The sequence below is a fragment of the Rhodococcus sp. ZPP genome (assembly GCF_017656075.1).
Lineage (GTDB): Bacteria > Actinomycetota > Actinomycetes > Mycobacteriales > Mycobacteriaceae > Rhodococcus_F > Rhodococcus_F oxybenzonivorans.
The window spans coordinates 185,384-208,905 of the sequence record NZ_CP058640.1; the positions used below are offsets into that span (position 1 = coordinate 185,384).

General features: G+C 61.5%; 19 protein-coding genes and 4 pseudogenes. 13 read left to right on the forward strand and 10 right to left on the reverse strand.

The annotated features are described in order from the left end of the window. Window positions 1-3: 3 nt before the first annotated feature. The 5 genes from HYG77_RS36385 to HYG77_RS36405 form a co-directional block, all read right to left on the reverse strand. On the reverse strand, window positions 4-1,539 hold the full coding sequence (locus HYG77_RS36385) for an AMP-binding protein (protein ID WP_208964402.1): 1,536 nt from the start codon (window positions 1,537-1,539) through the stop codon (window positions 4-6). Between the two features lie 508 nt (window positions 1,540-2,047). Then, complete coding sequence (locus HYG77_RS36390) at window positions 2,048-2,305, reverse strand: hypothetical protein (protein WP_208964403.1); 258 nt, start codon at window positions 2,303-2,305, stop codon at window positions 2,048-2,050. 88 nt (window positions 2,306-2,393) lie between these two features. Further along, complete coding sequence (locus tag HYG77_RS36395) at window positions 2,394-3,674, reverse strand: methane monooxygenase/ammonia monooxygenase subunit B (RefSeq protein WP_208964404.1); 1,281 nt, start codon at window positions 3,672-3,674, stop codon at window positions 2,394-2,396. Window positions 3,675-3,678: 4 nt separating this feature from the next. Further along, window positions 3,679-4,449 (reverse strand): methane monooxygenase/ammonia monooxygenase subunit A, encoded by a 771-nt coding sequence (locus HYG77_RS36400; RefSeq protein ID WP_208964405.1) that lies wholly within the window; start codon window positions 4,447-4,449, stop codon window positions 3,679-3,681. A 217-nt stretch (window positions 4,450-4,666) separates the two neighbouring features. Continuing rightward, complete coding sequence (locus HYG77_RS36405; protein ID WP_208964406.1) at window positions 4,667-5,548, reverse strand: methane monooxygenase/ammonia monooxygenase subunit C; 882 nt, start codon at window positions 5,546-5,548, stop codon at window positions 4,667-4,669. A 346-nt stretch (window positions 5,549-5,894) separates the two neighbouring features. On the opposite strand from HYG77_RS36405, the gene HYG77_RS36410 reads away from it, so the two are divergent. Continuing rightward, entirely contained in the window at window positions 5,895-7,142 is a 1,248-nt protein-coding gene (locus HYG77_RS36410; protein ID WP_208964407.1) for an IS256 family transposase, read from the forward strand. A 620-nt stretch (window positions 7,143-7,762) separates the two neighbouring features. Continuing rightward, window positions 7,763-7,999 carry a transposase gene (locus HYG77_RS36415; RefSeq protein WP_208964408.1) on the forward strand — a complete coding sequence of 79 codons (237 nt, stop codon included), beginning with the start codon at window positions 7,763-7,765 and terminating at the stop codon, window positions 7,997-7,999. Window positions 8,000-8,692: 693 nt separating this feature from the next. On the opposite strand, the pseudogene HYG77_RS36420 reads toward HYG77_RS36415, so the two are convergent. Continuing rightward, window positions 8,693-9,913, reverse strand: a pseudogene (locus HYG77_RS36420) (IS3 family transposase). 570 nt (window positions 9,914-10,483) lie between these two features. On the opposite strand from HYG77_RS36420, the gene mdo reads away from it, so the two are divergent. From mdo to HYG77_RS36445, 5 genes are all read left to right on the forward strand, one after another. Continuing rightward, window positions 10,484-11,776 (forward strand): NDMA-dependent methanol dehydrogenase, encoded by a 1,293-nt coding sequence (gene mdo, locus HYG77_RS36425; RefSeq protein WP_208964409.1) that lies wholly within the window; start codon window positions 10,484-10,486, stop codon window positions 11,774-11,776. A 66-nt stretch (window positions 11,777-11,842) separates the two neighbouring features. After that, window positions 11,843-13,033: a MoxR family ATPase gene (locus HYG77_RS36430; RefSeq protein WP_244461580.1), complete on the forward strand. Its 1,191-nt coding sequence runs from the start codon at window positions 11,843-11,845 to the stop codon at window positions 13,031-13,033. A 3-nt stretch (window positions 13,034-13,036) separates the two neighbouring features. After that, on the forward strand, window positions 13,037-14,563 hold the full coding sequence (locus HYG77_RS36435) for a VWA domain-containing protein (protein ID WP_208964411.1): 1,527 nt from the start codon (window positions 13,037-13,039) through the stop codon (window positions 14,561-14,563). A gap of 343 nt (window positions 14,564-14,906) precedes the next feature. Further along, the gene (locus HYG77_RS40315; protein WP_244461569.1) at window positions 14,907-15,134 is read left to right on the forward strand and encodes a hypothetical protein; all 228 of its coding nucleotides are present in this window, start codon (window positions 14,907-14,909) and stop codon (window positions 15,132-15,134) included. Between the two features lie 5 nt (window positions 15,135-15,139). Further along, complete coding sequence (locus tag HYG77_RS36445; protein WP_208964452.1) at window positions 15,140-16,498, forward strand: hypothetical protein; 1,359 nt, start codon at window positions 15,140-15,142, stop codon at window positions 16,496-16,498. 155 nt (window positions 16,499-16,653) lie between these two features. Here the strand turns inward: HYG77_RS36445 and HYG77_RS36450 are convergent. Continuing rightward, window positions 16,654-17,538: pseudogene (locus HYG77_RS36450) on the reverse strand (DDE-type integrase/transposase/recombinase); the annotation flags it as partial. Window positions 17,539-17,648: 110 nt separating this feature from the next. Here HYG77_RS36450 and HYG77_RS36455 point away from each other — a divergent pair. From HYG77_RS36455 to HYG77_RS36470, 4 genes are read left to right on the forward strand one after another with little or no spacing between them, the layout of a single operon-like run. Next, window positions 17,649-17,921 carry a transposase gene (locus HYG77_RS36455; protein ID WP_208964413.1) on the forward strand — a complete coding sequence of 91 codons (273 nt, stop codon included), beginning with the start codon at window positions 17,649-17,651 and terminating at the stop codon, window positions 17,919-17,921. A 26-nt stretch (window positions 17,922-17,947) separates the two neighbouring features. Then, window positions 17,948-18,094 (forward strand): hypothetical protein, encoded by a 147-nt coding sequence (locus HYG77_RS36460; RefSeq protein WP_208964414.1) that lies wholly within the window; start codon window positions 17,948-17,950, stop codon window positions 18,092-18,094. Further along, window positions 18,091-18,264, forward strand: coding sequence for a hypothetical protein (locus tag HYG77_RS36465; protein ID WP_208964415.1), 174 nt, complete (start codon window positions 18,091-18,093; stop codon window positions 18,262-18,264). Before HYG77_RS36460 ends, HYG77_RS36465 begins: the two co-directional genes overlap by 4 nt. After that, window positions 18,248-18,451 (forward strand): hypothetical protein, encoded by a 204-nt coding sequence (locus HYG77_RS36470; protein WP_348273610.1) that lies wholly within the window; start codon window positions 18,248-18,250, stop codon window positions 18,449-18,451. The genes HYG77_RS36465 and HYG77_RS36470 overlap by 17 nt, the downstream gene beginning before the upstream one ends. Window positions 18,452-19,242: 791 nt before the next feature. On the opposite strand, the gene HYG77_RS36480 is transcribed toward HYG77_RS36470, so the two are convergent. Beyond that, entirely contained in the window at window positions 19,243-19,437 is a 195-nt protein-coding gene (locus HYG77_RS36480) for a hypothetical protein (RefSeq protein WP_208964416.1), read from the reverse strand. A gap of 216 nt (window positions 19,438-19,653) precedes the next feature. Beyond that, window positions 19,654-19,954 (reverse strand): annotated as a pseudogene (locus tag HYG77_RS36485) (IS701 family transposase); the annotation flags it as partial. 531 nt (window positions 19,955-20,485) lie between these two features. Here HYG77_RS36485 and HYG77_RS36490 point away from each other — a divergent pair. Next, window positions 20,486-21,925 (forward strand): GAF domain-containing sensor histidine kinase, encoded by a 1,440-nt coding sequence (locus tag HYG77_RS36490; RefSeq protein WP_208964417.1) that lies wholly within the window; start codon window positions 20,486-20,488, stop codon window positions 21,923-21,925. Beyond that, a pseudogene (locus tag HYG77_RS36495) lies at window positions 21,906-22,178 on the forward strand (response regulator); the annotation flags it as partial. The gene HYG77_RS36490 and the pseudogene HYG77_RS36495, both read left to right, overlap by 20 nt. 30 nt (window positions 22,179-22,208) lie before the next feature. Here HYG77_RS36495 and HYG77_RS36500 read toward each other — a convergent pair. Further along, window positions 22,209-23,516: an IS256 family transposase gene (locus HYG77_RS36500; protein ID WP_208962146.1), complete on the reverse strand. Its 1,308-nt coding sequence runs from the start codon at window positions 23,514-23,516 to the stop codon at window positions 22,209-22,211. Window positions 23,517-23,522 lie beyond the last annotated feature (6 nt).

Here is a 23,522-nt window from a genome sequence, read left to right on the forward strand (position 1 = left end):
GGCTCAATTCACTTGTCGATCGCCGGTCCAGAATTGTTCGCGGAGCTTGAATTTCTGTATCTTCCCGGTGGCGGTATGAGGAATTTCCGAGCGGAAGAACACCTGTTTAGGAATTTTGTACCCGGCGAGCTTCGTGCGAGCGTAAGCGATCAGTTCGGATTCGGTCACCGTTTCGCCGTCACGCAGGACCACCACGGCCGCGACGGATTCACCCCACCTGTTGTCGGGTACGGCGAAGACCGCGGCATCTGTCACTGCGGGATGCGCGAAAAGTACGTCCTCGACCTCGATGGAGCTGACGTTTTCTCCGCCGGTGATAATGACGTCCTTTTTTCGATCGGTGATAGTCAGGTATCCGTCCGTCCCAATGGTTCCGCCGTCACCGGTGTGGAACCATCCCTCCCTCAGCGCACTGGCCGTCGCTTCTGGCTGATTCCAGTAGCTGGCCATTACCGTGTTCGACGCCGCCAGCACCTCGCCGGTGTCGTCGAGCGTGAGCGAGGTTCCCAACGAAGGTGCGCCGGCTCGGGCGAGCTTCCTCGCGCGCTCGAACGCGGGCAAGTCGTCGTATTCGGCGCGTGAACGGTTCACCGCAAGTAGCGGTGAAGTTTCAGTGAGACCGTAGATCTGGTTAAATTGCCACCCCAGTTCTTGCTCGATCCGCGCGATGGTCTGCGAGGGCGGTGGCGCTCCAGCGCAGACCAGACGCACCCGGCCATGTCCCGGTATCGGTCCTTCCCACTCCTGGGCGGCGTCGAGCACCATGCTCCACACCGTCGGAGCGCCGCACATGAGGGTGACTCCATGTTCCTCGACACGGCGCAGTATCTCGGCACCGTCGACCTTACGCAGAACGATCTGCTTTACCCCCATGGCAGTGGCGGTGTACGGCATTCCCCACCCGTTGCAATGAAACATTGGCAACACGTGCATCAGTACATCGCGATCGCTGACCTGCATGTGCATTCCGAAGGTGACCGAATTGATCCAAATGTTGCGGTGGGTGATACACACGCCCTTGGGTTTGGCAGTCGTGCCGCTGGTGTAGTTCAGCGTCGCGGTGGCGTTCTCGTTGGGTGCCTGCCATTGACGTGGCGCGATGCCGAACCGTAGCAGTGCGTCGTCGGACTCGTTCCCGAGGACGAATTTATGGCGGGCCTGGACCTTCGAGAGTACGTGGTCCAGTTCGGGGTCGATCAGCAGGACATCGGCAGCGCAGTCGTCGACGATGTACGACACTTCGTCGGGCTGCAACCGAAAGTTGATCGGAACTAGGATTCGCCCTGAAGAGGGAACCGCCTGCAGCATCTCGAGCAGCCGTGCGGAATTGTGGCTGACGACGGCGACCCGTGCCCCTTCGGGGACATCCATACCGTCAAGGCCAGCCTGAATCGCCCTGACTCGGCTCGCCAAGGACTTATAGGTCAGTTCCTTGAGGGAGGCAGCCGGTTGCACTGGCTCGTCCACCACCCCGACCCGGTCGCCGTACACGGCTTCAGCCCGGTCGATGAAGTCATTGGTAGTCAACGGAACACGCATCGTTGATACGTTCCCTTCCTCAGTACTGTCTGCGCCGACCCGTGGGGTCGGCGCAGACAGTGTGTCGAGCACCCGAAGGTGCGGATCCTAGGTTCCTGACCTTGTTGCGTTGGGATGTCGAGGCTTCTGTTCGCGGTGCAGGAATATCGCGAAAGTGGGCCCAACGTCAGCCGGGCGAATCATCATGAGGGTAGTTCTTCTTGCTGCCAGCTCGTCCGTTTCGCGACCGCGCAGGGTGCATCCCTGTCGGCCTCCAGAGACGATAACGTGATGGTGCCTTGTTCGACGTTGGCGATAAACTGCCACATTTCGTCGTGCAAGCTGACAGTTCCCAGACCGATTTCCGAGTCTGACCCCGATGGGGACGGGGTCCGTAGGACAGAAACAGCAATGGTCGACATGGGTATCAGCACCGCGAGTATTAGGGCAGCGAGGCTGATCAGGACGCCGAAGGAGGATGTATTTTCGGCAGCTGGTGCCATGACTGTGGCGAGGTGGTCCGCAGGATTCACAATTCCTCCGTTGGTGTGTGTCTACCGGTGTTGCCGTGCGCCGCCCCTATACGTAGTTGCTGGTCTTCGTCGCGTGGCTCGTGAAGATCCTCCTCTGGTGGGGCAGGGTTCGCCTCCGCTGGTTTGCGTGTTCGCCGTGTCGCGATGAACAGCACTGCAACCGGGAAGAGCAAGGCGAAAAGTAATCCGCCCCCCATCAGGGCCATTTCATCGCCGGTCATCTGTCCGCCGTGGGCGAGGTAGGTCACATCCATCAGCGCGACTCCCTTTTGACGCTTGTTGCAGCTTCGCCTGCTATCCGGTGCGGTGCGATCCGAGGCGACCGAACCGCACCGGACTCCTTTATCCGAACTGGGGCAGGATGCCTGAGGTCAGTTCGTTGATCTCCGCCGCGGACGTCTGTCCAGCCGCGTCGCGGAAGAACATCAATCCGGTGAGCCGAACCTGTGCCTCGTTCAGCGGCAGCAAGTTTCGCGACGCCAGCTCGGTAGCATCGAGTTCGACCGTCAGGTCGCGGGATGCCCCGGGCTCGATTGCCTCGCTCGGCGAGACAATAGCTGCGTTCGTTCCTTCGGCCACTGCCTGCGGTGCGACGTCCTTGTTGACTACCTCGTAGTCGGCGAACTGCAGGTGGTCCAGTTTGACTGCCGAATCGGCATTGTTTTGCACCTGGATTTTCATCACCAGTTTTCCGGTCGCTTCTTGGAATACTGCGCTGTCGACCTTGGTGTCGAGATGCGAGGCTAACGAGCTCGGTGCTTCGGGTTGTGGTGCATATCGGGCGACTTGGAGCGGGACGTGCGGCCCGTCCGATGCGGTCGCGTACGCAAACCCTGCGGCCCCGATTAGCATTGCGACCCCGGCGAACGCGATACCGACCTTGAGGTCGCGCCGTGAAACCAGAGTTGATGCGCGACCTTCGCTGACGACCAAAGCGCGTTGCAAGATGGACTTTCGTAGCCAGTAGGCGAGATATAGAACTCCGAGCACAAGCCCGATTACGTGCCATGTTGCGACGCGGGGAAGACCGAACGTCGCCAGATCGACCGTTCTTCCATCGGCTAGCGTTTGGGGTTGGGTGAAGGTACCGACATCGTTGATGGTGACGTGCTGGCCGGCGCCGACCAGGGTGCCGGTGCCCTCCATCGCCATCGCTGGATGGATATGCCAAGTCCCTGGCAGTCGCGCCTTCAGAACCATCTTGTACGGGTAAACGCCGCCCTTGACAACCTTCACCGATTGGGGGGTGAACATCCCTGAAAGTTCACGGTTCTCGATGAAGAACTGCGGTCCTGGCTGGTTCACTGTCAGGAAGCCCAGCTCCGGCGGCTTAATTGTATGCTCCGGCCACGCGTTCATGACCCGCATGGTGCCGGTGATAGTAAGATCCTCACCGATATTTAGTTGATCAGTCGAAAAATGTGTGTCGTAGAACAAGATTGTCGAGGTTCGCTCGAACGCCTGCTGGCTCTGCTCGCCGTGAGCGGCAGCGATCGGCGGTGGCGTCAGCAGGAACAGGAATCCGACGACACCCAGAAGCGAGGTGAGTCGCCTGCGTCGGAGTCCGAGCCGGGGAATGTTGCGGGGGGAGGCCCCATTCATACGAAACATCTGCGTTGCCATCGATTCAGTCGGTTGTCAGCTTGAAGAACTTGCCCGTCGGCTTGACGGCAAGATACTTCCCGATTGCCAAGCCGATCCAATAGGTTGCCGCGCACAACATCCCGGAGAAGAAGGAGACGACAATCGTGATATTGCCCACGAGTGCCTTCAGATGCCCTTCCTCGATCATCCGAAGATATTCCGGGGTTTGGGTTCGCCCGATGTGGAAGGACATTGTGTCCGCCACCGTCAGCAGGGTGCCGTGGAAATCGACCGGAGACAGGAACGGCGAGAGCGCGGGGAAGTTGAAGAACCAGAAGAGCCCACCCCAGATCAAACCTCCGATCACCGATGTCAGTAGGTAACTTTTCGTAACCAACAAGGTGACGTCGAGAAGAATCGCGGCGAGAATGAAGGTTTCGGGCCAGGTGAAATTCAGGGGAATGCCCGCCCACAGGTCGAAGCTTCCCCAACGGGAGAGCCACTGGGCCAACAGCAACACGACTGCACATAGGGTTGCGCCGAGCGGCAGTCGAAGCCGGTCCCACGTGATGTATTGGACCGCCGCGGGAATGATGATGCCGACGGCCGGGGTGACCAGGGGCCAGAACTCGCGATCCTTCCAGTCAACCCAAAACGACCAGTCGCCCGAGAACAACATCTGATTTATGTGAAAGGCGCCGCCGATCAGTAGAGCGGCACCCACCACTAGCAGTACGTCCCACCGCCGGCTCAACAGTGGTCTGGCACTGCCTGTTTGCGGGGGTGAATCGACGGGCGGAGTAGTGATAGTCATGGAAATCGGCTCCAGCTTTCGGGCAATTTATTGTTCGGTGCGACAGGCGGTAATCGAAGTTGACACAGCACTCGCTGTGCAAGAGCAACAACGCTAAAGGGGTGTTCCGGTGGAACAGAAGCCTCCAACGGGATAGCGCAGCGGGGATGAGCAGAGCCTCGATCGATCGGCTCTCCTCCACCCCCACTGCGCTCCCCTCAAACCCGCTAGGGGAAACTTATCGATGACCGACGGTGGTGCCACCGGGCTCAGTCATCGTCGCCACCGCCGGTTCATTCGGAGATTCCGCGGCTTGAATGGACGACAGTTCCCGCTCCTGGCGGGCGAGCTCAAAAATGCGCGGCAACGTCTCGAACCAGATAGCGAAAGTTGCAGCGAGCAGGTAGGCGAAGAATACGAACGGCCAATGCAACGGTGCTGCGAACACTTCCTCAGCCTGGAAGAAAGAATGACCGAACTCGTTCATGGCCACCTGGAACACAAGCAACAAGCTACCGCCAACAATCATCGCGAAGGACACCGGCAGTCGCTTACCACCATAAATGTGCGGCAAACGGGTACGTCCGTAAAGGTAGACCCCAGCAGATAAGTAGATCATCAGCGGGAAAGCACCGTAGAACAGCACATCGTGGCTGGGAGTGAAAGCTGTGTCGCGGGTGACGATCTGATGCCACGATGCATCTTGTTCAGCGGCGTAGCTTCCTCCGAAGAAAACTGCAGCTGTGAATACCGCGACAAGAAGCCACAGATTCCACAACCGCCGACCCTCTTCCTTTCTGGTCATCTCCTTAGGAATCCGCCGTGCCGAAGTCCACATCCACGCGTACCAGACAGCCGCCGCTGACGGAAGCAGGATAATATTGGCTGCAGCGAGACTTAGCCAGTACTTGTTGAAGTTGGGGTCGTGCGAGTCCAGGCCGTTTTCCAACGCCCAGATCTGCTGATACGTACGCCACACCAGCGCGAGCGCGGTAACCGACATGACCGCAAGGACGATCGAAAAGATCGAACCGCCCCGCGACACCGGAGCTGGATGATCGACCGGTGAAGAGCTACCGGGTTGCGCTGATCTTAAGCGCCGAGTGGCTGCTGTCGTCATTTACGTGCCCCTTCATTTGCGGACGTTCCCTTGGCGACGCGGAAGCCGATTTGGCGGATGAAGCTGAAACCGATTGGCCGGCGCGGCTGAGAACGATGCTCGGCAATACCTCGAGTAGATCCGAGGGTAATGTGCGGTGGCCGTCATGCCTATAGTCCGATCTCAGAACCCACCGAATGGATAGGTGGATACTGCCCAGCTGGTCGATGAGATGGGATTGGGTTGCGTCCATGAAGATGGTGTACGGACCGGATTCGGATCTGACCGGCGTGTCGTAGCCCAAGAAGGCGGCCATCGCGTGACTCTTCGAGAGACCGACCAAAGTCACTCGATGAAGGACCACGCGATGACCACTGCCCACGATATCGACCTGCACCAGTTCCTGACCGACCGCCTCACCGACGCCAGCCCCGACCTGCTGCGCAGCCTGCTGTCTACGTTCATCGACGCTCTCATGGGCGCCGAGGCCGACAGCCTGTGCGGCGCCGGTTTCGGTGAACGCTCCGAGGACCGCGTCAACAGCCGGAACGGTTACCGCCACCGCGACTTCGATACCCGTGCCGGCACTCTTGACGTGGCGATCCCGAAGCTGCGTCAGGGCTCGTATTTTCCGGACTGGTTGCTGCAGCGCCGCAAGCGTGCCGAGAAGGCCCTGACGTCGGTGGTGGCCACCTGCTACCTGCTCGGCGTCTCGACCCGCCGGATGGAGAAGCTCGTCGATTCCCTCGGTATCACCTCGCTGTCGAAATCGCAGGTGTCGGTGATGGCGAAGGATCTCGATGCCCAGGTCGAGGCGTTCCGCAGCCGCCCGTTAGATGCCGGCCCGTATACGTTCGTCGCCGCCGACGCCCTCGTGCTCAAGGTCCGCGAGAACGGGAGGGTGGTCAACGTGCACACCCTGGTCGCTGTCGGGGTCAACGCGGAGGGCTACCGGGAAATCTTGGGAATCGAGGTGACCTCCGCCGAGGACGGTGCCGGTTGGTTGGCGTTCTTCCGGTCGTTGGTCGCCCGCGGTCTGTCCGGGGTGCGGTTGGTGACCTCCGACGCGCACGCCGGCCTCGTGTCGGCGATCGGCGCCACCCTGCCCGGGGCCGCTTGGCAGCGCTGCCGGACGCATTATTCGACGAATCTGATGTCGCAGACGCCGAAGAATTCGTGGCCCTGGGTGCGTGCGCTCCTGCACTCCGTCTACGACCAACCGGACGCCGATTCTGTTCATGCTCAATACGATCGGGTGATCGACGCCTTGTCGGAGAAGCTGCCGAGGGTCGCCGACCATCTCGACGCGGCTCGCCCGGATCTGCTCGCGTTCACCGGCTTCCCGAAGCAGATCTGGCGTCAGATCTGGTCCAACAATCCCCAGGAACGGCTCAACAAAGAGATCCGCCGCAGAACCGACGTGGTCGGAATCTTCCCCGATCGCACCGCCCTGATCCGGCTCGTCGGCGCGGTACTCGCAGAGCAGCATGACGAGTGGATCGAAGGCCGCCGCTATCTCGGGCTAGACGTCCTGGCCCGCTCCCGCGGTGTCCACCCCGACGGAACCGCCACCGAACCCGCTCAGGAGGTGACCCAAGCGGCGCTGACCGCATAACCATCCCGACGAAGACTCACGCGACAATGTCGTACACCACCCCCCAGGACTTGACCTGGGATTGCCGGAGTTCAGTTGACTGAGGCTGCACCCTTTGAGTGGACACCCTTGACAATGGTTCTAGGAGAGCCAGGAGGGATGTCGAGGCGGGATGCCGGTCTCTGTACACGGAGGAATTCCGGAAGGACGCGGCTGCGCGGTGCAGAGAAGGAATGGCAGCTCGAGCGCGAGATTCTGCGCCGGGCAGCCGCGTATTTCGCATCAATGTCATCCTGGAGAGGTCCGGTGGGATTCGTTCGCTATTTCGCTGCCCCGGCTCACGGGCTGGTGACTTGTCCTGATGTGCGGTCCGACCGGGCCCGGAGGGTCGTTCGTGTGGCCTGAAGCCTGCCGCTGGTGCCCGATTGAGGCCTGCCCGCGAAGCACCGATCCGGCGCCAACAGCCCGTCAACCGGGTTTGGAGTCGCAAGTTGATCGTGATCGGAGTCGACGCCCACAAACCAACACTTGTCGCTGTCGACGAACTCGGCCGTCAGGTCGGGCAGCGGACCGTCAAGGCCACCACCGAGGCCATCTGACTCGGCGGATCGAATCGGACCTGCTGCCGGGGCCACGCGGTCGTGCGGGTCAAGACCCAGTTGATGGCCCTGTATCGGCGCAGCGCCCGTCAGCCGGGAAAATCCGACCCTATCGACGCGCACGCCGTGGCGATGGCCGCGCTGCGTGAGGAGAATCTGCCGATCGCCCGACTGGACGAACCCACCCGGGAGGTCAAGCTCCTGTCCGATCGCCGACGCAATTTAATCTGTGAGAGAACGAAACTCATCAACAGGCTCGCTGGCACCTGCGCGAGCTAGACCCTGAACTGGTGATTCCCGTGTGGGGGATCCGGCGGTACTGCGTCATGGACGACCCCGCCGAACGGCTGACTGCATTCACCGGTGTGGTCGCCCAGATCGCGCGGACTCCTCGACCGGTGCCGGCAGCTGACCGAGCAGGTCATCGATCTTGAGCGCCGGATCCGCGACCGCGTTCGGCGGATCGCGCCGTCGCTACTCGCGATACCCGGGTGCGGGGTTCTCTCCGCCGTACCGCAGCGCCTGCGGCGCCCCGCGGGTGCATGCGCGACCTGCGACGGAAGTAATTCGGTGGGCGTCCCGAACGCGGCGTGTCAGGGAGTCCTTCGATTCCCCGCTCGTAGAACTGGGCCCGCCACAACACCACCTGGTACGGGCTGACCATCACCACGATCCATCCGCCGAAGTACAACTTGATCACTTACGACACATACACCACACCGGCCGCAGCACTTCCCGAAGCAGCGACACGGGCCACACCACGAAAGCCACGCCAATCAGGCGCCATCACACACATGCCGCACCACCGGAATCGATGAAGAGCTCGCTGCGCTGGAACTGCTGGATCGGGCCCGGACCAGGTGGCCGCAACTGCCAAGATCAACACCCGCTTCCGCAGCAACTTCGCGGCGTGCTGACCGACGGCGCGGTCATCCCGTTGGGGGGTTCCCCCCGAGATGTGGACACCAATTCCTATGCGGCGGTGGCCAGCGTAGCCGATCGCTGCTCGTACTCGATCGGACAGATCTGACCGAGCGTGGAATGCCTCCTTCGCGTGTTGTAGCGCGTGATCCAGCGGAACACGGCGGCACGCGCCTCACCCGCCCCGTTCCAGCGCTTTCTGCCCTGCAGCGTCTCCCGTTTCAACGACGCGTTCAACGATTCGGCAGCAGCGTTGTCCGCCGACGTTCCGACCGCACCCCGGGACCGGGTCACCCCCAGTTCGCGGCACACATCCGCGAAGTCCTGCGAGACGTATTGGGCGCCGTTGTCGCTGTGAAAAATTGCCCCATCGAGCCCGGCGGCACCGCGTGCGGCGGCCGCCGCACGCAGCGCGTCGGTGACCAGCTCGGTGCGCATGTGTGGGGCGATCGACCACCCCGCCAGCCGTTTCGAGTTCAGGTCCAACACCGTTGCCAGATACAGGAAGTCACCGTCCCCGATGGGCAAATAGGTGATGTCGCCGACGTATTTGGTGTTCGGTGCGCTCGCGGTGAAATCCCGCCGGATCAGGTCCGGAACCGGGGTCGCGGACGGCTCGGGGACCGTGGTGCGGACCGTCTTGCGCAGGTGCACCCCGACGATCCCGTTCTCGCGCATCACCCGTTCCACCCGCTTGTGGTTCACCTCGATCCCGGCATCGCGCAGCTCGGCCGTGATGCGCGGGGCACCGTAGGTGCCATCGAAGTCGTCGTGAATTTCGCGGATCCGCTCGACCAGCTCCTGGTCGGCGCGGGCGCGTTCGGCGCGGAGCCGGTGCGGCGGCACGCCACCGGTAATATCCGGACCGGGACACCTCGAGGATCTGGCACAGCCACTTCACCGGAGCGGTGTCGCGGTGGTCGTCAACGAACAGGAAGCGGCTCACCAGTTCGTCTCGCCCGCGAAATATTTCGCTGCCCTGCGCAGGATCTCCCGCTCGGTCTCCAGCTTGCGGACCTGGGCCCTGAGCTGCTTGATCTCGTCCTCCAACACGGACTCGGACGATACCTCGCCCGCCGATGCCGGCCTCCGGGGTCGGTCGGCCGCGGACGGAGTGCCGGTGCGTTTGCGCTCGGTCCGCACCCAGTTGCGTAGGGTCTCGCGACTGACCCCCAGGTCGTTGCCGATGCCCTCGAACGTGTGGCTCGGATCGGACAGGTACAGCGCGACAGCATCGGCCTTGAACTCCGCCGAGTACGCCTTCATCACCATTTGTGACATCACTTCCTCTGGACCCTTCACGGCCCAGTGTTCAGGATGTCCTCACTCAGGGGGCAACCCCCTTGATGCGACTGCGGTACGGCGGATTCGCCAGTGTGTGGGGATTCGCGGCAGCATCGGCGAGTACCAGGACTCGGTCCCGCTCAACGGAAACGTCGCAGGCAGTGTCGAGGACGCACTCGACTGCGCCTGCGGCCTGCCCGGGGGGCGAACACCTACATCGGCGACCCGACCGCTTGGCAACAACCCCCGACGAATTACGGATCAGACCACTAAGCCTAAATCCATGGAGGGGCACAATGGGCAGGAAGACGCAGCCTGATGCTCACCGATCCGCCACCGGGGTTCCACGGAACCTCGGGGTGTTTCATACCTAGTGATACTACCCGAATGGGTAGGGAACGCCCCCGTCTATCGGGTGGTTTCCGTCGTATAAGCGAAGGGTTTCCTGCATATGTTCTTCCCTCCCTCATCCTTCCCGTCATAGCGTCGATCTTGCAGCGCGGCATAGGGCCGCGCTGCGCGAATAACATTCCATCGCCCGCGGAGAGGATCCACGCCATGCAGGTCGACGAACTGCTGAAGCCATTTCCCATCAAAGAGTTCCACCCATTCCCCCGCGCCATGATGGGCCCCGGCGCACACGAGATGATCGGCCCAGAGGCCCTGAAGCTCGGCTTTAAGAAGACCCTCGTGATGACGTCCGGATTGCGTGGCACCGATACCGTACACAAGATCGTCGAATCGATGCGCTACCACGGGCTCGAAGTGGTTGTGTACGACCAGGTCGAGTCGAATCCCAAAGACTACAACGTGATGGATGCCGTCGCGATGTACACCGAGGCCAAATGCGACAGCTTCGTCTCGATCGGCGGTGGATCAAGCCACGACGCTTGCAAAGGCGCGCGAATCGCGGTCGCCCACGATGGGCGTAATGTCAACGAATTCGAAGGCTTCAACAAGAGTGAGAATCCCAAGAATCCGCCGCATATCGCCGTTTCCACCACCGCAGGTACTGGCTCGGAGACATCGTGGGCCTACGTCATTACCGACACCACGACCGATCCCGAGAAACCGCACAAGTATGTCGCGTTCGACGATGCGAGTGTCACAACGCTCGCCATCGATGACCCGGTCCTGTACTACACCTGTCCCACCGATTACACGGCTCAGTGCGGATTCGACGTCCTCGCTCACGCAAGCGAGCCGTACGTCTCAAGGCTGAATTTCGAACCCTCGCTGGGTAACGCGCTGCACGCAATCAAGCTGACGTCGGAGAACTTGCGCGCAGCCACATGGAATGGTTCGGACCTGGCCGGCCGCGAAGGCATGATGTACGCCCAGTACATCGCAGCGCAGGCTTTCAACTCGGGCGGACTGGGAATCATCCACTCGATCAGCCACGCCATCAGCGCGTTCTATGACACACACCACGGACTCAACAATGCAATCGCTTTGCCGCGGGTGTGGGCGTTTAACATGACGGCGAGCTACCGGAAGTTCGCAGACATTGCGGTCGCGATGGGAATCGATACCCACGGCATGACAGACGAGCGGGCGTCACACGCGGCGTTGGAAGCTGCGATTCAGCTTCTGCGCGACGTCGGTATCCCGGAGAAGTTCACGGACGTCACAAAGGACTCCTACAGCAAGAATCGACTTGGCACCGGTCCGACAAAGTTCTACGAGAACTCACCGACCATTACTGGTAACGGTGCGGACATCGATCGCATCACCCACCACGTCCTTGGCGATGCCTGTACGCCGGGCAACCTCAAGGAATGCACCTTCGAGACGGTGCGTCCGGTAGTAGAGCACTGCATGACCGGCGATCTTGACGATCTGATCGGCTAAATCCGCGAGGCGGTCCCGCCCCGAGCTGGGCGGGACCATCGCCACCTGAAAGGAGCGCACGTGACAATCTCGCAACCCGACTTCAGCTCGGTCGCCGATGTGATTACTCGATTCGCTGCACACGGCTACATTGCTGACGATCGCCTGGCGACCACGGTGTTTGTCCAGACGAAACTTGACAAACCAGTACTGCTGGAGGGGCCTGCTGGGGTCGGGAAGACCGAGTTGGCGAAGACGCTCGCACTGGCGACCGGCCGGCGGCTGCTGCGTCTCCAGTGTTACGAAGGTCAGGATGAGTCGAAGGCACTGTACGAGTGGGATTACGGCAAGCAACTGCTCTATACACAGGTGCTGAAGGATAAGATCGGTGAGCTCGTCGCCGATGCGGAGACGCTGGGTGAAGCTGTCGACCGGATTGCGGCTCAGGAAAGTGTGTTCTACTCCGAACGTTTCCTTGCTCCTCGTCCGCTGCTCGAGTCCGTTCGATCAGAGTTGCCGGTAGTGCTACTCATCGATGAGGTTGATCGCGCAGACGAGGCCTTGGAAGCCGTCCTGCTGGAGTTACTGGGAGAAAATCAGGTTTCAGTGCCTGAGATCGGCACCTTCACTTCGTCGACGCCGGCGTACGTCGTGCTCACGTCCAATAACACGCGCGATCTCTCTGCCGCCCTCAAGCGGCGTTGCCTACACGCCTTCCTGGACTACCCCTCCGCGGAGCGTGAACTGGAGATCGTCCGAACCAAGGACACGGGGCTGGCCGATGCTCTCGCTGAGCAGTTGGTTCAAATCGTTCGAGGGTTGCGTGATCTCGATCTGCGTAAGTCACCGAGTGTCTCGGAGACCATTGACTGGGCCCGGACTCTTGCGGTCCTCGGCGCTACGGAGCTGACAGCAAAGCTGCTGAGCGACACAGTCTCTGTCGTAGTCAAGTACGACAAGGACGTGCGGAAGGCAGTCGCGGCGCTGCCGAAGCTTGTGGATCCAAATGCCGTGATCGACGAACATCAGCATGTCCATGGCCATGGACACGGCCACGGTCCTGAATCTGCCGCAACGGATGTAGACGAAGACCACGGGCCGGACGGAAGGGCGGTTCGAGCCGCGAAGGATGCGCCTGGTCGGCACAACGACAATTACTACGGTGGTTCCGGTGCGACAACGCCGGCGCAGGTAAGCACAGTGCCGTCCAGCCAGGGAAGCCGATCCTTCGCCAAGGGATTCGGAAACAGTGGGCGGCGTATGGGAAAGCGCAACTGAACCATGGAACAGAGCTTGCATCGCTTCATCAGGCTGCTGCGACTGCGTGGAATGCGTATTTCGGTTCCCGAAATGCTCGACGCTATGAGGGCTGCGGCGTTGCCCCACGTGCTCGCCGACCGCCAGCTTCTCCGCGAGGTTCTCCGGGTTTCGTTGGTCAAAGACTGTGCCGACGATCAGGTATTCGACGAAGTGTTCGACTTGTATTTCTCATTGGTTCGTGTGAATCCGAACGACGGCGGTCACGGGCACGGTCACGGGCACGACGATCTGTCAGACACCGGGCACCTCGACTCTTTCACCCTGTCGGAAGAACCTGGGCAGCTACCTCAACAAGGCCATGAACACGGTGCTCCGTCGGATATCCGTGAATACTTCGACCCGGATGACCTAGCTACTCAGTACAATTTGCATCAGGAAGCCAACAAGATCGATCTCGCTTCATTGACCGACGAGATCGTATTCAGCCAGGACGCCACGTCCGTCCTGGGTGAGGGCAACCGGGTCCAGATTGAAACTGATCACCTCCGCGGCGCAGTCGCTCCGGGTTCCCTTTCGACGACCACAGGCACTCGAGTAGACGCTGATTTGTCGATCGCGGAACAAGACGCACTATTCGGGTGGCTGGACGATGTTCCTGACACCCCACAAGGAGATGTGCAAGACGAGGCCAACGAGTTGCGTCAGCGCCTCGCTGGGGTTCTTGCCAACCTGCCCGCAGCGCTGAAGAAGCATCTTGAATCCCTTCTTGCGCTGGAGGATCGGGTGATCGAAGGTAGAGAAGACGCTGTCGCCAAGGTGGATCACGTCGGCGAGCGAGAACGCGCGGAACTCGAAGAGACGTTACGCCGACTCGCTCACAGTCTGCACGGCGCGCTCACACATCGCCGTAAGGTTGGGGCACGCGGACGCGTCGATTCCTCACGGACGATGCGGCGGAATATGCGCTACGACGGTGTTCCTTTTCGCCCCGTGACCGTTCAGCGCAGCGAGGACAAGCCGCGCCTGGTGCTCCTCACCGATGTCAGTCTTTCTGTGCGCGCGACAGCGCGATTCACGCTGCACCTGGTGCATGGCCTGCAGGACCTTGTGAGCCAGGTCCGCACGTTTGTCTTCGTTTCGGAGTTGGCCGAAGTCACGGAGTTGTTCTCAGACTATTCAGTCGAGCATGCGCTTGGTCTCGTCTTCGGTGGCACCGTGCTAGATGTGGATGCCAACTCCGACCATGGCGCAGCATTTGGCCAGTTCCTCGAGGAGTTCGGCAATGCAGTCGGCAGGCGGACGACAGTGCTTGTCCTTGCTGACGGTAGGAGCAATGGACTCGACCCGAACATCGAGGCGTTCGCCGAGATCACACGGCGTGCAAGGGAAACGATCTGGCTGACTCCGGAGCCGCGCTACTCGTGGGGACTCGGAGCATGCGATCTGCCTCTATACGCGGAATACTGTCAGCGCGTTCGTGTAGTTCGGGACCTCTCAGGTTTGACGAGTGCAGCGGAAGATCTGGCGAACGAACAGGTCGGTAGGTGACAAGCCTCGAGTCGGCCGGACCCGACCAAAACGCAACAGGCATGATCGATGAACGCGCCTGAACCCGCGGCGCTGCCAGAAAAGGCGACCCTAGTCGCGCGTGGAATCCTTGGCGTGCACGAAACCTGGAGTACAGATGATTAAAAGATCGTGGAGTGTCCGAAGTCTCGCCGTGGTGGGCTTGTTGGCCCTGCCCCTGACAGGGTGTGCGTCAGGTTCGGATTCTGGATCAGGTGACGCAACTTCTGCTGTTTCTGCCGGGCCGGCTTCGGTTTCTTCTACTACACCGGCACCACCGGAGGATGGCGGATTGGTGATTCCGGTTAGGATCGAAGGCAGCGAGGTGACACCATCCAATGAGCGCATCGACGCCACCGTGGGGGAGAAGATCACTCTTCGGGTCGATAGTGACACCGATGAGGAAATTCACGTCCACTCCGTTCCCAATTACAGTTTCACTGTGCAACCGACCGCTGATCAGCTCTTCACGTTCAGCGTCGACGTTCCCGGTCAGGTGGCGGTCGAGGTGCACCACCATGACAAGACGTTGGCTACCTTGATCGTGCGGTGAGAACCCTGGGCGATCCGCTTCTGGCGCACGGACTCGGCGGCAGCACGGACCTGCCCATCCCATTTGCATACGCGTTCGTCGGCGCCGCGTGGGCCTTGAGCGTTTCCTTCGCGATCCTCGTCTTCGCTTGGCGCACTCCCCGTCTGCGAGCAGACACACCAGGGTGGGATTTGCCGGGCTGGGTCAATGCCGTGGCAACGTCGGGGGTGACGCGGGCCGTCATTGCGGGAGCGGGATTGATCCTCACGTCGTGGGTGGGTGTGGCGGCGTTCTTCGGCCCCGCCGAGCCCGCGGCCAATCCGCTTCCGGGAACCTTCTATGTTCTGCTCTGGGTGGGTTTGGTTGCTTTGTCGCTGCTGTTCGGTCCCGTGTGGAGGGCCGTTTCGCCGGTGCGCTCACTTCACTGGCTGCTTTGTGCAGTCCTGCGCCGATCCCCGGAGGACGCGTTCGTTCAGTATCGGGAGCGGTGGGGCTATTGGCCTGCAGTCGCCGGCTTGTTTGCCTTCGTCTGGCTGGAACTGGTCTCGCCTGATCCGGGTTCGGTTGCAGCGATACGGACTTGGTGCGTAGCCTACCTCGGGGTTACCTTGACCGGGACGATCGTGTGTGGAACCCGATGGTGCGAACGCGCAGACCCGTTCGAGGTATACAGCACGCTGGTCTCGAGATTGTCCGCGGTGGGCCGGGGAACCACCGCGGGGACGTTCGTTCTGCGCATGCCTCTCAACAATCTGACGGCGACCGAGGTTCGGTCCGGATCGGTGGCATTGACCGCAACACTGCTTGGGTCCACCGCGTTCGATAGCTTCTCGGCACGATCGTGGTGGCGCAATGCCGTGGACCACTTGTCCAGCAGTACCGCGATCGTGAATCACGAGTTCACTTCGACTGTAGTGCGCACCGCGGGCCTCTTGTTGTTCGTAACCGTGGTCGGCGTTTCTTTCTGGACGGCGGCACGCGCGGTACCGGGGTTACAAGCCGGCGAACGGGCAAAGCTGCCCGGATTGCTTTCCTATTCACTGACTCCCATCATCGTCGGATACGTGTTCGCACATTATCTGACCTACCTCGTGGAAAAGGGTCAGGCGACGGCGGTACTCCTCGTTGATCCACTCGGGCGCGGGTGGGATCCCTGGGGATTGTCCGAGCAGGATGTCTCCTATGTGTTGTCGACGCACCCAACGTTGCTGGCGTCGCTCAAGGTCTTCTTTGTTCTGATCGGTCACGTTCTCGGGGTGATCGCTGCCCACGATCGCTCTTTACGCCTTCTACCCAAGCGCCACCAACTCAGTGGACAGCTTGCCCTCTTACTCACAATGGTCTTCTACACAGTCGGCGGGCTCTACCTACTCTTTGGCGGATGAGTCATCTGTTGAATGATCAGGCACTCGCACCTCCTCCGAATGAGGACCCACACATCCAGGGCGGGTGCTCAGAACGGTTGTGAGCGGGCCTGACGACCTGGGCGATTGGCTTTGCTCGCATCGGAACTTGTCAAGGGAGTTGAGTCCAGCGGGTGTTAAGCTGCTGACGGTTCGGCCTCCATGGTGTTTTCGGAATCGTCGGCTGGCTGGTTGATCCAGACGGCGTCGGGCAGGTCCAGGATCTTCGGAGCGGTGGTAGTGCCGAAGCGGTGCGGATGCCGTGCGCGAGCGGCATCGAGCACTTGCCGACGTTCGGCGGCCTTGCCGGCCGCCAAACCGAAATGGACGTCTGCGGGCGTGTGCAGACCGATGCCGGTGTGGCGGTGGTCGTGGTTGTACCACTCGGTGAATTGGATCATGAATTCTCTTGCTTCACTGAGTGATCCAAACCTATCAGGGAACCCCGGCCCGTACTTGAGAGTCTTGAATACCGACTCCGAGTACGGGTTATCGTTCGAGACCCGCGGCCGTGAATGCGAGCGGGTGACTTCGAGGTCGGCGAGCAACGTCGCGACGGATTTACTGGTCATCGACGTGCCCCGGTCTGCGTGCACAACCTGGGGAATTCCGTGTACCGCGAAGATCTGTTCCATCAATTCCCGTGCCAGCACACCAGATTCGTGTGCGTGGACATGGACACCGACGATGTAGCGCGAGTAGATGTCGATCATCACGTAGGCATCGAAGTACCGTCCCTTCACCGGTCCGGCGAGCTTGGTGATGTCCCACGAGTACACCTGTCGAGGTGCGGACGCGACCAACTCCGGGCAGGTCCTCGCCGGGTGTCGGGCAAGCCTTCGACGTTCACTGACCTGCGCATTTTCACGTAGCACGCGGTACATCGTCGACACCGAGCACAGGTAGACACCCTCGTCGAGCAGCTGCGCATACACCTCGAGCGGCGCCTGGTCGACGAACCGGTCACTGTTGAGGACCTCGAGGATCCGCCGGCGTTCGAGGGCGGTGAGCTTGTTCGCTGGTTCTGCCGCGAGAGTGCGCGTCACCGCAGGTGTCGGCGCGGTCGTGAGGTTCCCCCCGGAAAGTGGACACCGAATTGGCGGGACGCCGGTCCCGCTGAAAGGATGTCCGTATGCCTCCTCGCAAGCGTCGGTCGTTCACGGCCGAGTACAAGGTCGAGGCTGCCGATCGTGTGACTGATTCCGGTCGCACCATCGCCGACGTCGCCCGGGAACTGGGCCTCAACGAGAGCCTGTTGGGTGAATGGGTCAAAGCCGAGCGACGCAGGACCGCCGCCGCCGAGTCCCATGGAGAGAAACCTCTGGATGCGGCCGAACGCGCCGAGTTGCTGCGATTGCGACGGCAGGTCGGCGAGCTTGAGAAGGACAACGCCTTCCTGGTATAAGCCTCGGCTTATGCCGGTGATCGTGGGTGGGGTGCGTACTTTGCCTCGATGCAGAAGTACCGACCCGGGTCGATCTGATGGTGATGTACGCCGGCCCCGACGACATCGCGGAGACCGCCGGCGCCGCCGCACCGGAAGGTGAGCGCTTCTCGATCACGCGGAGCGACTATTGAAAGTGTCCACATCCGGCTACTACCAGTACGTCAAACGCAGGGCGACCACGGTGTTGACGCCGAAGCAGCAGCGTCGCGCCGACCTCGAAGTCAAGATCATCGATCCACAAGGATTCGAAGGGTACCTACGGGTCACCTCGGGTCACAGCCGAGTTGCGCGCACGCGGTGAGGTGGTGAACGAGAAGACGGTGGCCAAGATCATGGCCGCGATCGGTGTGGAGGGCATCTCTCCGCGCACGTTCAAGGCCAAGACGACGGTGGTCGATCCGCAGGCGTCGTTCCCGCCGGATCTGATCGACCGGCACTTCGACAGGGCCGGCTCGATGCGGTCTGGCTCACCGGCATCACCTATCTGACATCCGGTGAAGGTGACATGTTCTTGTGTGCGATCCGGGATGGAATCTCGCGGAAAGGGTTGGGATACAGCATTTCTAATCACATCGGTGCCGAGCTGGTCACCACGGCCATCGATCGGGCCGTGGCCGGGCGCGGTGGGCGGTGTCGTGAGACGATCCTGCACTCCGACCGGGGCGGGGAATATACCGCCCACCTGACCGCTGCCTCGTGTCCGTCACGGATTGCGTCGGTCGATGGGTGCGACCGGGATCTGCTGGGACAACAGTCCATCCGAATCGTTCTGGTCGACGTTCAAGCACGAGGAATACTATCGGCACGTCTACGCGAGGAGATCCGATCTGGTGGGTTGACAGCTGGATCATCTTCTGCAACACCGTTCGACGACACTCGGCAGTGGGGATGCGAAGCCCTGACAGCTATGAGAAGTCACTTCAGGCTGCAGTTGCGTGAAGTATGTAACCCTCTTGTCCACCGTTCGGGGGGAACCTCACTAGAACCATTGTCAGGGGTGTCCACTCCAAGGGGGCAGCCCCAGGTCGAACCGACGCTGAGGCGGCCGCTTTCCCGCAACAGGAATGCCACAACGTCTGCCCGGTGAGGTTTCCGACCCAGTAACTGTCCTCGGTTACCCGCTGCGACAAGAACACGCGCCAACTTCGCGTAACGCGCAACCGTCGCATCCGCCAATCCCCGATCGGTGACGAGCCAACTACGATAGTGCTCCACCAGCTCCTCGACCGGTGTGGCCGGCGCGGTGGCCGCGACCAGCACACCACGTGTTCCAGATAATTCAGTAGGGGATCCAACCCGCGCGGGGCGCGCAATGCACTCCGGCGTCGCGGCACGCACTGCGGAACTCTGCCACCACGACCCAGTCGAGGCCCTCGGGAGCGAGGCCTCGTACATCCACCCACCTGCCGAGATCGCCCGCGATGGCCAGCATATTCACAACCGAGCCCAGCGTGTATCCCACCCCAACGGTCACGTCCGATCGCCCTCGATAAGTGGCCCCGTCCGACAAGACTTCCTTCTCGTGCTCATGCGCGGGTCATGACCCGCCTCCATTCCCGGAGCACCGTGCTCGACAAAGAAGCGTCAACCCGCCGACGAGACTATGCCGACCCGTTCGAGCGTTCATCATCCAGACCGCCACTCCCGGCACGGCAGATCACATCACCCCAGCCGCACCTCGACATAGTTACCGACTCAGCATAGGTCGACGATAAACACACCCCTTGTCGGCGTCACCGATCGTCTCGACCACGACCTCACACACGTCGTCGCGGAGCCGTCGCAGTCCCAAGAGGTAAGGTTCAGCAGCCGCTGCATGCCCTCCGGGCCCGCATCACCGGCCGACTCGGCCAGTGTGCATCCGTTCTTGCGTTCGACCTCACCGACAGTCCGTGCATATACGGACCCATCCGCCGCCGCGACTCCACCCGCGAAAACCGGTGGGCGAACCGTGCACAGATCGCAGTGAACCACGCTGACCACTCCAGCAACTCTGACTGCGCACTGGATCAATTACCACATCGGTAGTCACACTGTCGTTGCCGTACTTAGCGCGGGTTCTTGAAGCTAGCCGTCGAGCGCTCCGCCACGTCTCGACGAGACATTGCCCTACCCAATTGGCCAGGTTGGGTCCTACCCGACAGCAGGTTGGCCGTTACGTTGCAGCCCAGTACCGTTGAAGTACGACAACGTGAGCCCAGTTGCGGCCGGTGGGAGCTCCGTAGGACAGGGGGTGAGCTGACAATGACGGATCTCGCGGTAGATGGTGGACTCAGGTTCAATACCTTGCCGGAGCCGACCGCGTGTGAACTCTGGGATTCCCGCACGATGCCGCCCTCCCAGACGCCCGGGACAGATCAGGTCAAGAGGTCAGCCCGCGGAGTCGATGACCCGCGCAGGCTATATGACCGTCTGTCAGCAGACCGCGGGACGACCATGCACACCTCTCCTCGCCATGCAACACACGTGTACGTTCACCAACCCGTGTGTTTTGGGATACAGGCCTTTTTGCGGAGCGTGTCATGAATTTTCCTTCGAATAGGCCAAGCGTGCCCGAGTCGCGCGTGATCGAACTCCTCACAGGCGTCCGATCAAGTAAGGGCACCTTTTACACCGCATTTCGAGGCGCGACCGAGCGGCTCGAACGCGCAGTTCACGCCCTCGATACGATCTCTCGGGCGCTTGTGCAGACGGTAGAAGGCCCCGAGCAGTTGGTCCGCGCCGTAGCAGAAGCAGCCCGCACGCATCTCTCCGCCGATTGGGTGCTGATAGCTCTGGCAGACGGGGCGCTACCGGAAGCTCAGCCCCGACACCTTATCCTCGACGCCGCTGGTCGCGTCTATGCCTTTGAGGGTGTGCAGAACGCGTTGGACCCCGGTGCCAATCTCCCGTCTGCCGTACTGAACCGGTTGAACGACCTCCTGCGCGGGCAATTGCAATGCGTATGCCCCGTGATCGAGGATCACCAAGCGTATGTTCCGATGAAACTGGACGGCGGCGTGATCGGTGCGTTCGCCGCGTGGACGCCCCCACACCGGACCTTGGACAGCACCGATGAATCGGTGATGCGGATATTGGCCAGTCAGACAGCCGTCGCATTGCAGAACTCGTCATTGTTTCAGAGGTCGCAGAACCTGCTGGAGCAGGCTGAACGTGGGTTCGCCGAGGCCAGTCGGCATGCTCTGGAACTCGCTCAACGCAACGCCGAACTACTTGCGGCCCAACGCCAACTCGGCACGGCCCAACAACATCAGGTACTCAACTCGGAGCGTCATCGGATCGCCAGGGAACTACACGACAGCGTCACCCAATGCGTGTTGTCGGCCGGAATGCAGATCGAAGTGTGTCGCACGGAGATTGCCGAGAAGGAACGCGGCCAACGGCTGGAACTCGCCAAACATCTGACCCGCGACGCTGTGGAGCAACTTCGATCCGCAATCTATGCCTTGAATCGTCCGGCAGATTCGACTCGTTCAACCCTGCCCGAACTGCTCGAGCAACTCTGCACTTTACACATGCCGGAAGACTTGCGTGTCACGTTGCGAGTCGATGGCTCGGCGGTCGAGTTACCGAACGATACCGAGCACGCGGTGTTGCGAATCGCAGGGGAGGCCCTGTTCAACACCGCGATGCACGGCAACGCGACTCGAGCAATTGTGCGACTTTTCTATCGACCGGACAGTGTGTCGCTATCGGTCGCAGACAATGGCGACGGCGATCCGGCGAAGCTGCGGTTGATGGTGCGCATGGCATGTGCCGGGGACGTGGACGGGCATCATCGCGGTCTGGCGAATATGACGGCGCGCGCTCGCGACCACGGTGGAGTGCTCGAAATACGACGGTCACGGATAGGCGGTGTTCAGATCGTGGCTACGATTCCACGGTCGGATGCATCGGCCAGTGTGCAGCTGTCGAACCCGAACGAAAAGGAATCGGAAGATGATGAGTTCGACGGCTGTTGATGCGGGTACGGGGATTCGGCGGGGTCATCGCTCGCCCGACGTGGTGCGACTGGTTTTGGTTGATGATCACGCAATGCTCCGGGAAGGATTACGCTCTGTCCTCGAACGTGAGGATGATCTGGCAGTAGTCGGTGAAGCGGGGTCGCAGGCGGAAGCCGAAGCAGTGATTCGTGCGGTCTCACCGGATGTCGTCGTTTTGGATCTAAAGCTGTCGGCCGGCTCGGATTACGACGGCCTTTCGCTCTGCGCCGAGATATTGTCAATACCTGTGGATGAGTGAGTTTCAGGCGACCTCCGATCCGGCGTTGGCGGGCTCGGCAGGTGAGGTGTCGGGGGTGATGTCGGTGGGACGCTCGAGCAGCTTGCCCTTGTGGAACACGGCGCCGGCTCGGACGAGCGCGACCAGATGCGGAGCGTTGACCGCACGCCAGCGAGCCTGTGCGGCGTCGATCAGCTTGTAGGCCATGGCAAGTCCCGCCGCACGGGATCCGGGGCCCTTGGTGACTTTCGTCCTCAAACGCACCGTGGCGAAGGTAGATTCGATGGGATTTGTGGTGCGTAGATGCACCCAGTGCTCGGCCGGGTACTTGTAGAATTCGAGCAGCACATCCGTGTCGTCGGTGATCTTCTTCACCGCCTTCGGATACTTCGCGCCGTAGTCGAGTTCGAAGGCTTTGATCGCCACTTGCGCCTTGTCGATGTCCTCGGCGTTGTAGATTTCCTTCATCGCCGCGAGCGCCCCGGGATGTGCCGTCTTCGGTAGCGCAGCAAGTACATTGGCCTGCTTGTGGAACCAGCACCGCTGCTCCCGGGTTTCGGGGAACACCACCCGCAGCGCCCTCCAGAACCCAAGGGCACCGTCACCGACCGCGAGGACCGGGGCGGTCATGCCGCGGCGGCGGCAGTCCCGCAGCAGGTCAGCCCACGACTCGGTGGACTCGCGGTACCCGTCGGTGAGGGCGACGAGCTCCTTGCGTCCGTCCGCACGGACGCCGATCATCACCAGCAGGCACAGTTTGTCCTGCTCGAGCCGCACCTTGAGGTGGATGCCGTCGACCCACACATAGACAAAGTCGGTGCCGGAGAGGTCCCGATCCTGGAAGGCCTTCGCCTCGTCCTGCCACTGCGTCGTCAACCGGGTAATCGAGGCCGCCGAGAGCCCGGCACCCGATCCGAGGAACTGCTCGAGTGCCGGGCCGAAGTCGCTGGTGGAGAGCCCGTGCAGATACAGCAGCGGCAGCACCTCGTTCATCTGCGGGGACTTGCGCACCCAGGCCGGCAGGATCGCGGACGAAAATCGCTGTCGCTCGCCGGTGTCCGGGTCGACGCGCTTGTCGTTGACCCGCGGGGCCTTCACGTTGACCGCACCAGCGGCGGTCAGGACGTCGCGTTCGTGGTGGTAGCCGTTGCGCACCACCAGGCGGCGACCGTTCTCGTCGACCTGGTCAGCGAACTGTTCGATATAGGCGGCGACCTCCGCCTGCAGCGCGGCCGCGAGCATCTGCCGGGCACCGTCACGGACGATCTCGTCGAGCAACGACCGCCCGTCGTCGTCGTCGGAGCGGTCGTTGTCGTGTACTACCGTAAGCACGGGCGT

What these genes read in the sequence shown, in the direction of transcription:
- HYG77_RS36395 (WP_208964404.1), bottom strand. Translation starts at nt 3,674, where the DNA reads ATGGCAACGCAGATGTTTCGTATGAATGGGGCCTCCCCCCGCAACATT.
- HYG77_RS36490 (WP_208964417.1), top strand. Translation starts at nt 20,486, where the DNA reads ATGAATTTTCCTTCGAATAGGCCAAGCGTGCCCGAGTCGCGCGTGATC.
- HYG77_RS36405 (WP_208964406.1), bottom strand. Translation starts at nt 5,548, where the DNA reads ATGACGACAGCAGCCACTCGGCGCTTAAGATCAGCGCAACCCGGTAGC.
- HYG77_RS36435 (WP_208964411.1), top strand. Translation starts at nt 13,037, where the DNA reads ATGGAACAGAGCTTGCATCGCTTCATCAGGCTGCTGCGACTGCGTGGA.
- HYG77_RS36400 (WP_208964405.1), bottom strand. Translation starts at nt 4,449, where the DNA reads ATGACTATCACTACTCCGCCCGTCGATTCACCCCCGCAAACAGGCAGT.
- HYG77_RS36455 (WP_208964413.1), top strand. Translation starts at nt 17,649, where the DNA reads ATGCCTCCTCGCAAGCGTCGGTCGTTCACGGCCGAGTACAAGGTCGAG.
- HYG77_RS36385 (WP_208964402.1), bottom strand. Translation starts at nt 1,539, where the DNA reads ATGCGTGTTCCGTTGACTACCAATGACTTCATCGACCGGGCTGAAGCC.
- HYG77_RS36410 (WP_208964407.1), top strand. Translation starts at nt 5,895, where the DNA reads ATGACCACTGCCCACGATATCGACCTGCACCAGTTCCTGACCGACCGC.
- mdo (WP_208964409.1), top strand. Translation starts at nt 10,484, where the DNA reads ATGCAGGTCGACGAACTGCTGAAGCCATTTCCCATCAAAGAGTTCCAC.
- HYG77_RS36390 (WP_208964403.1), bottom strand. Translation starts at nt 2,305, where the DNA reads ATGGATGTGACCTACCTCGCCCACGGCGGACAGATGACCGGCGATGAA.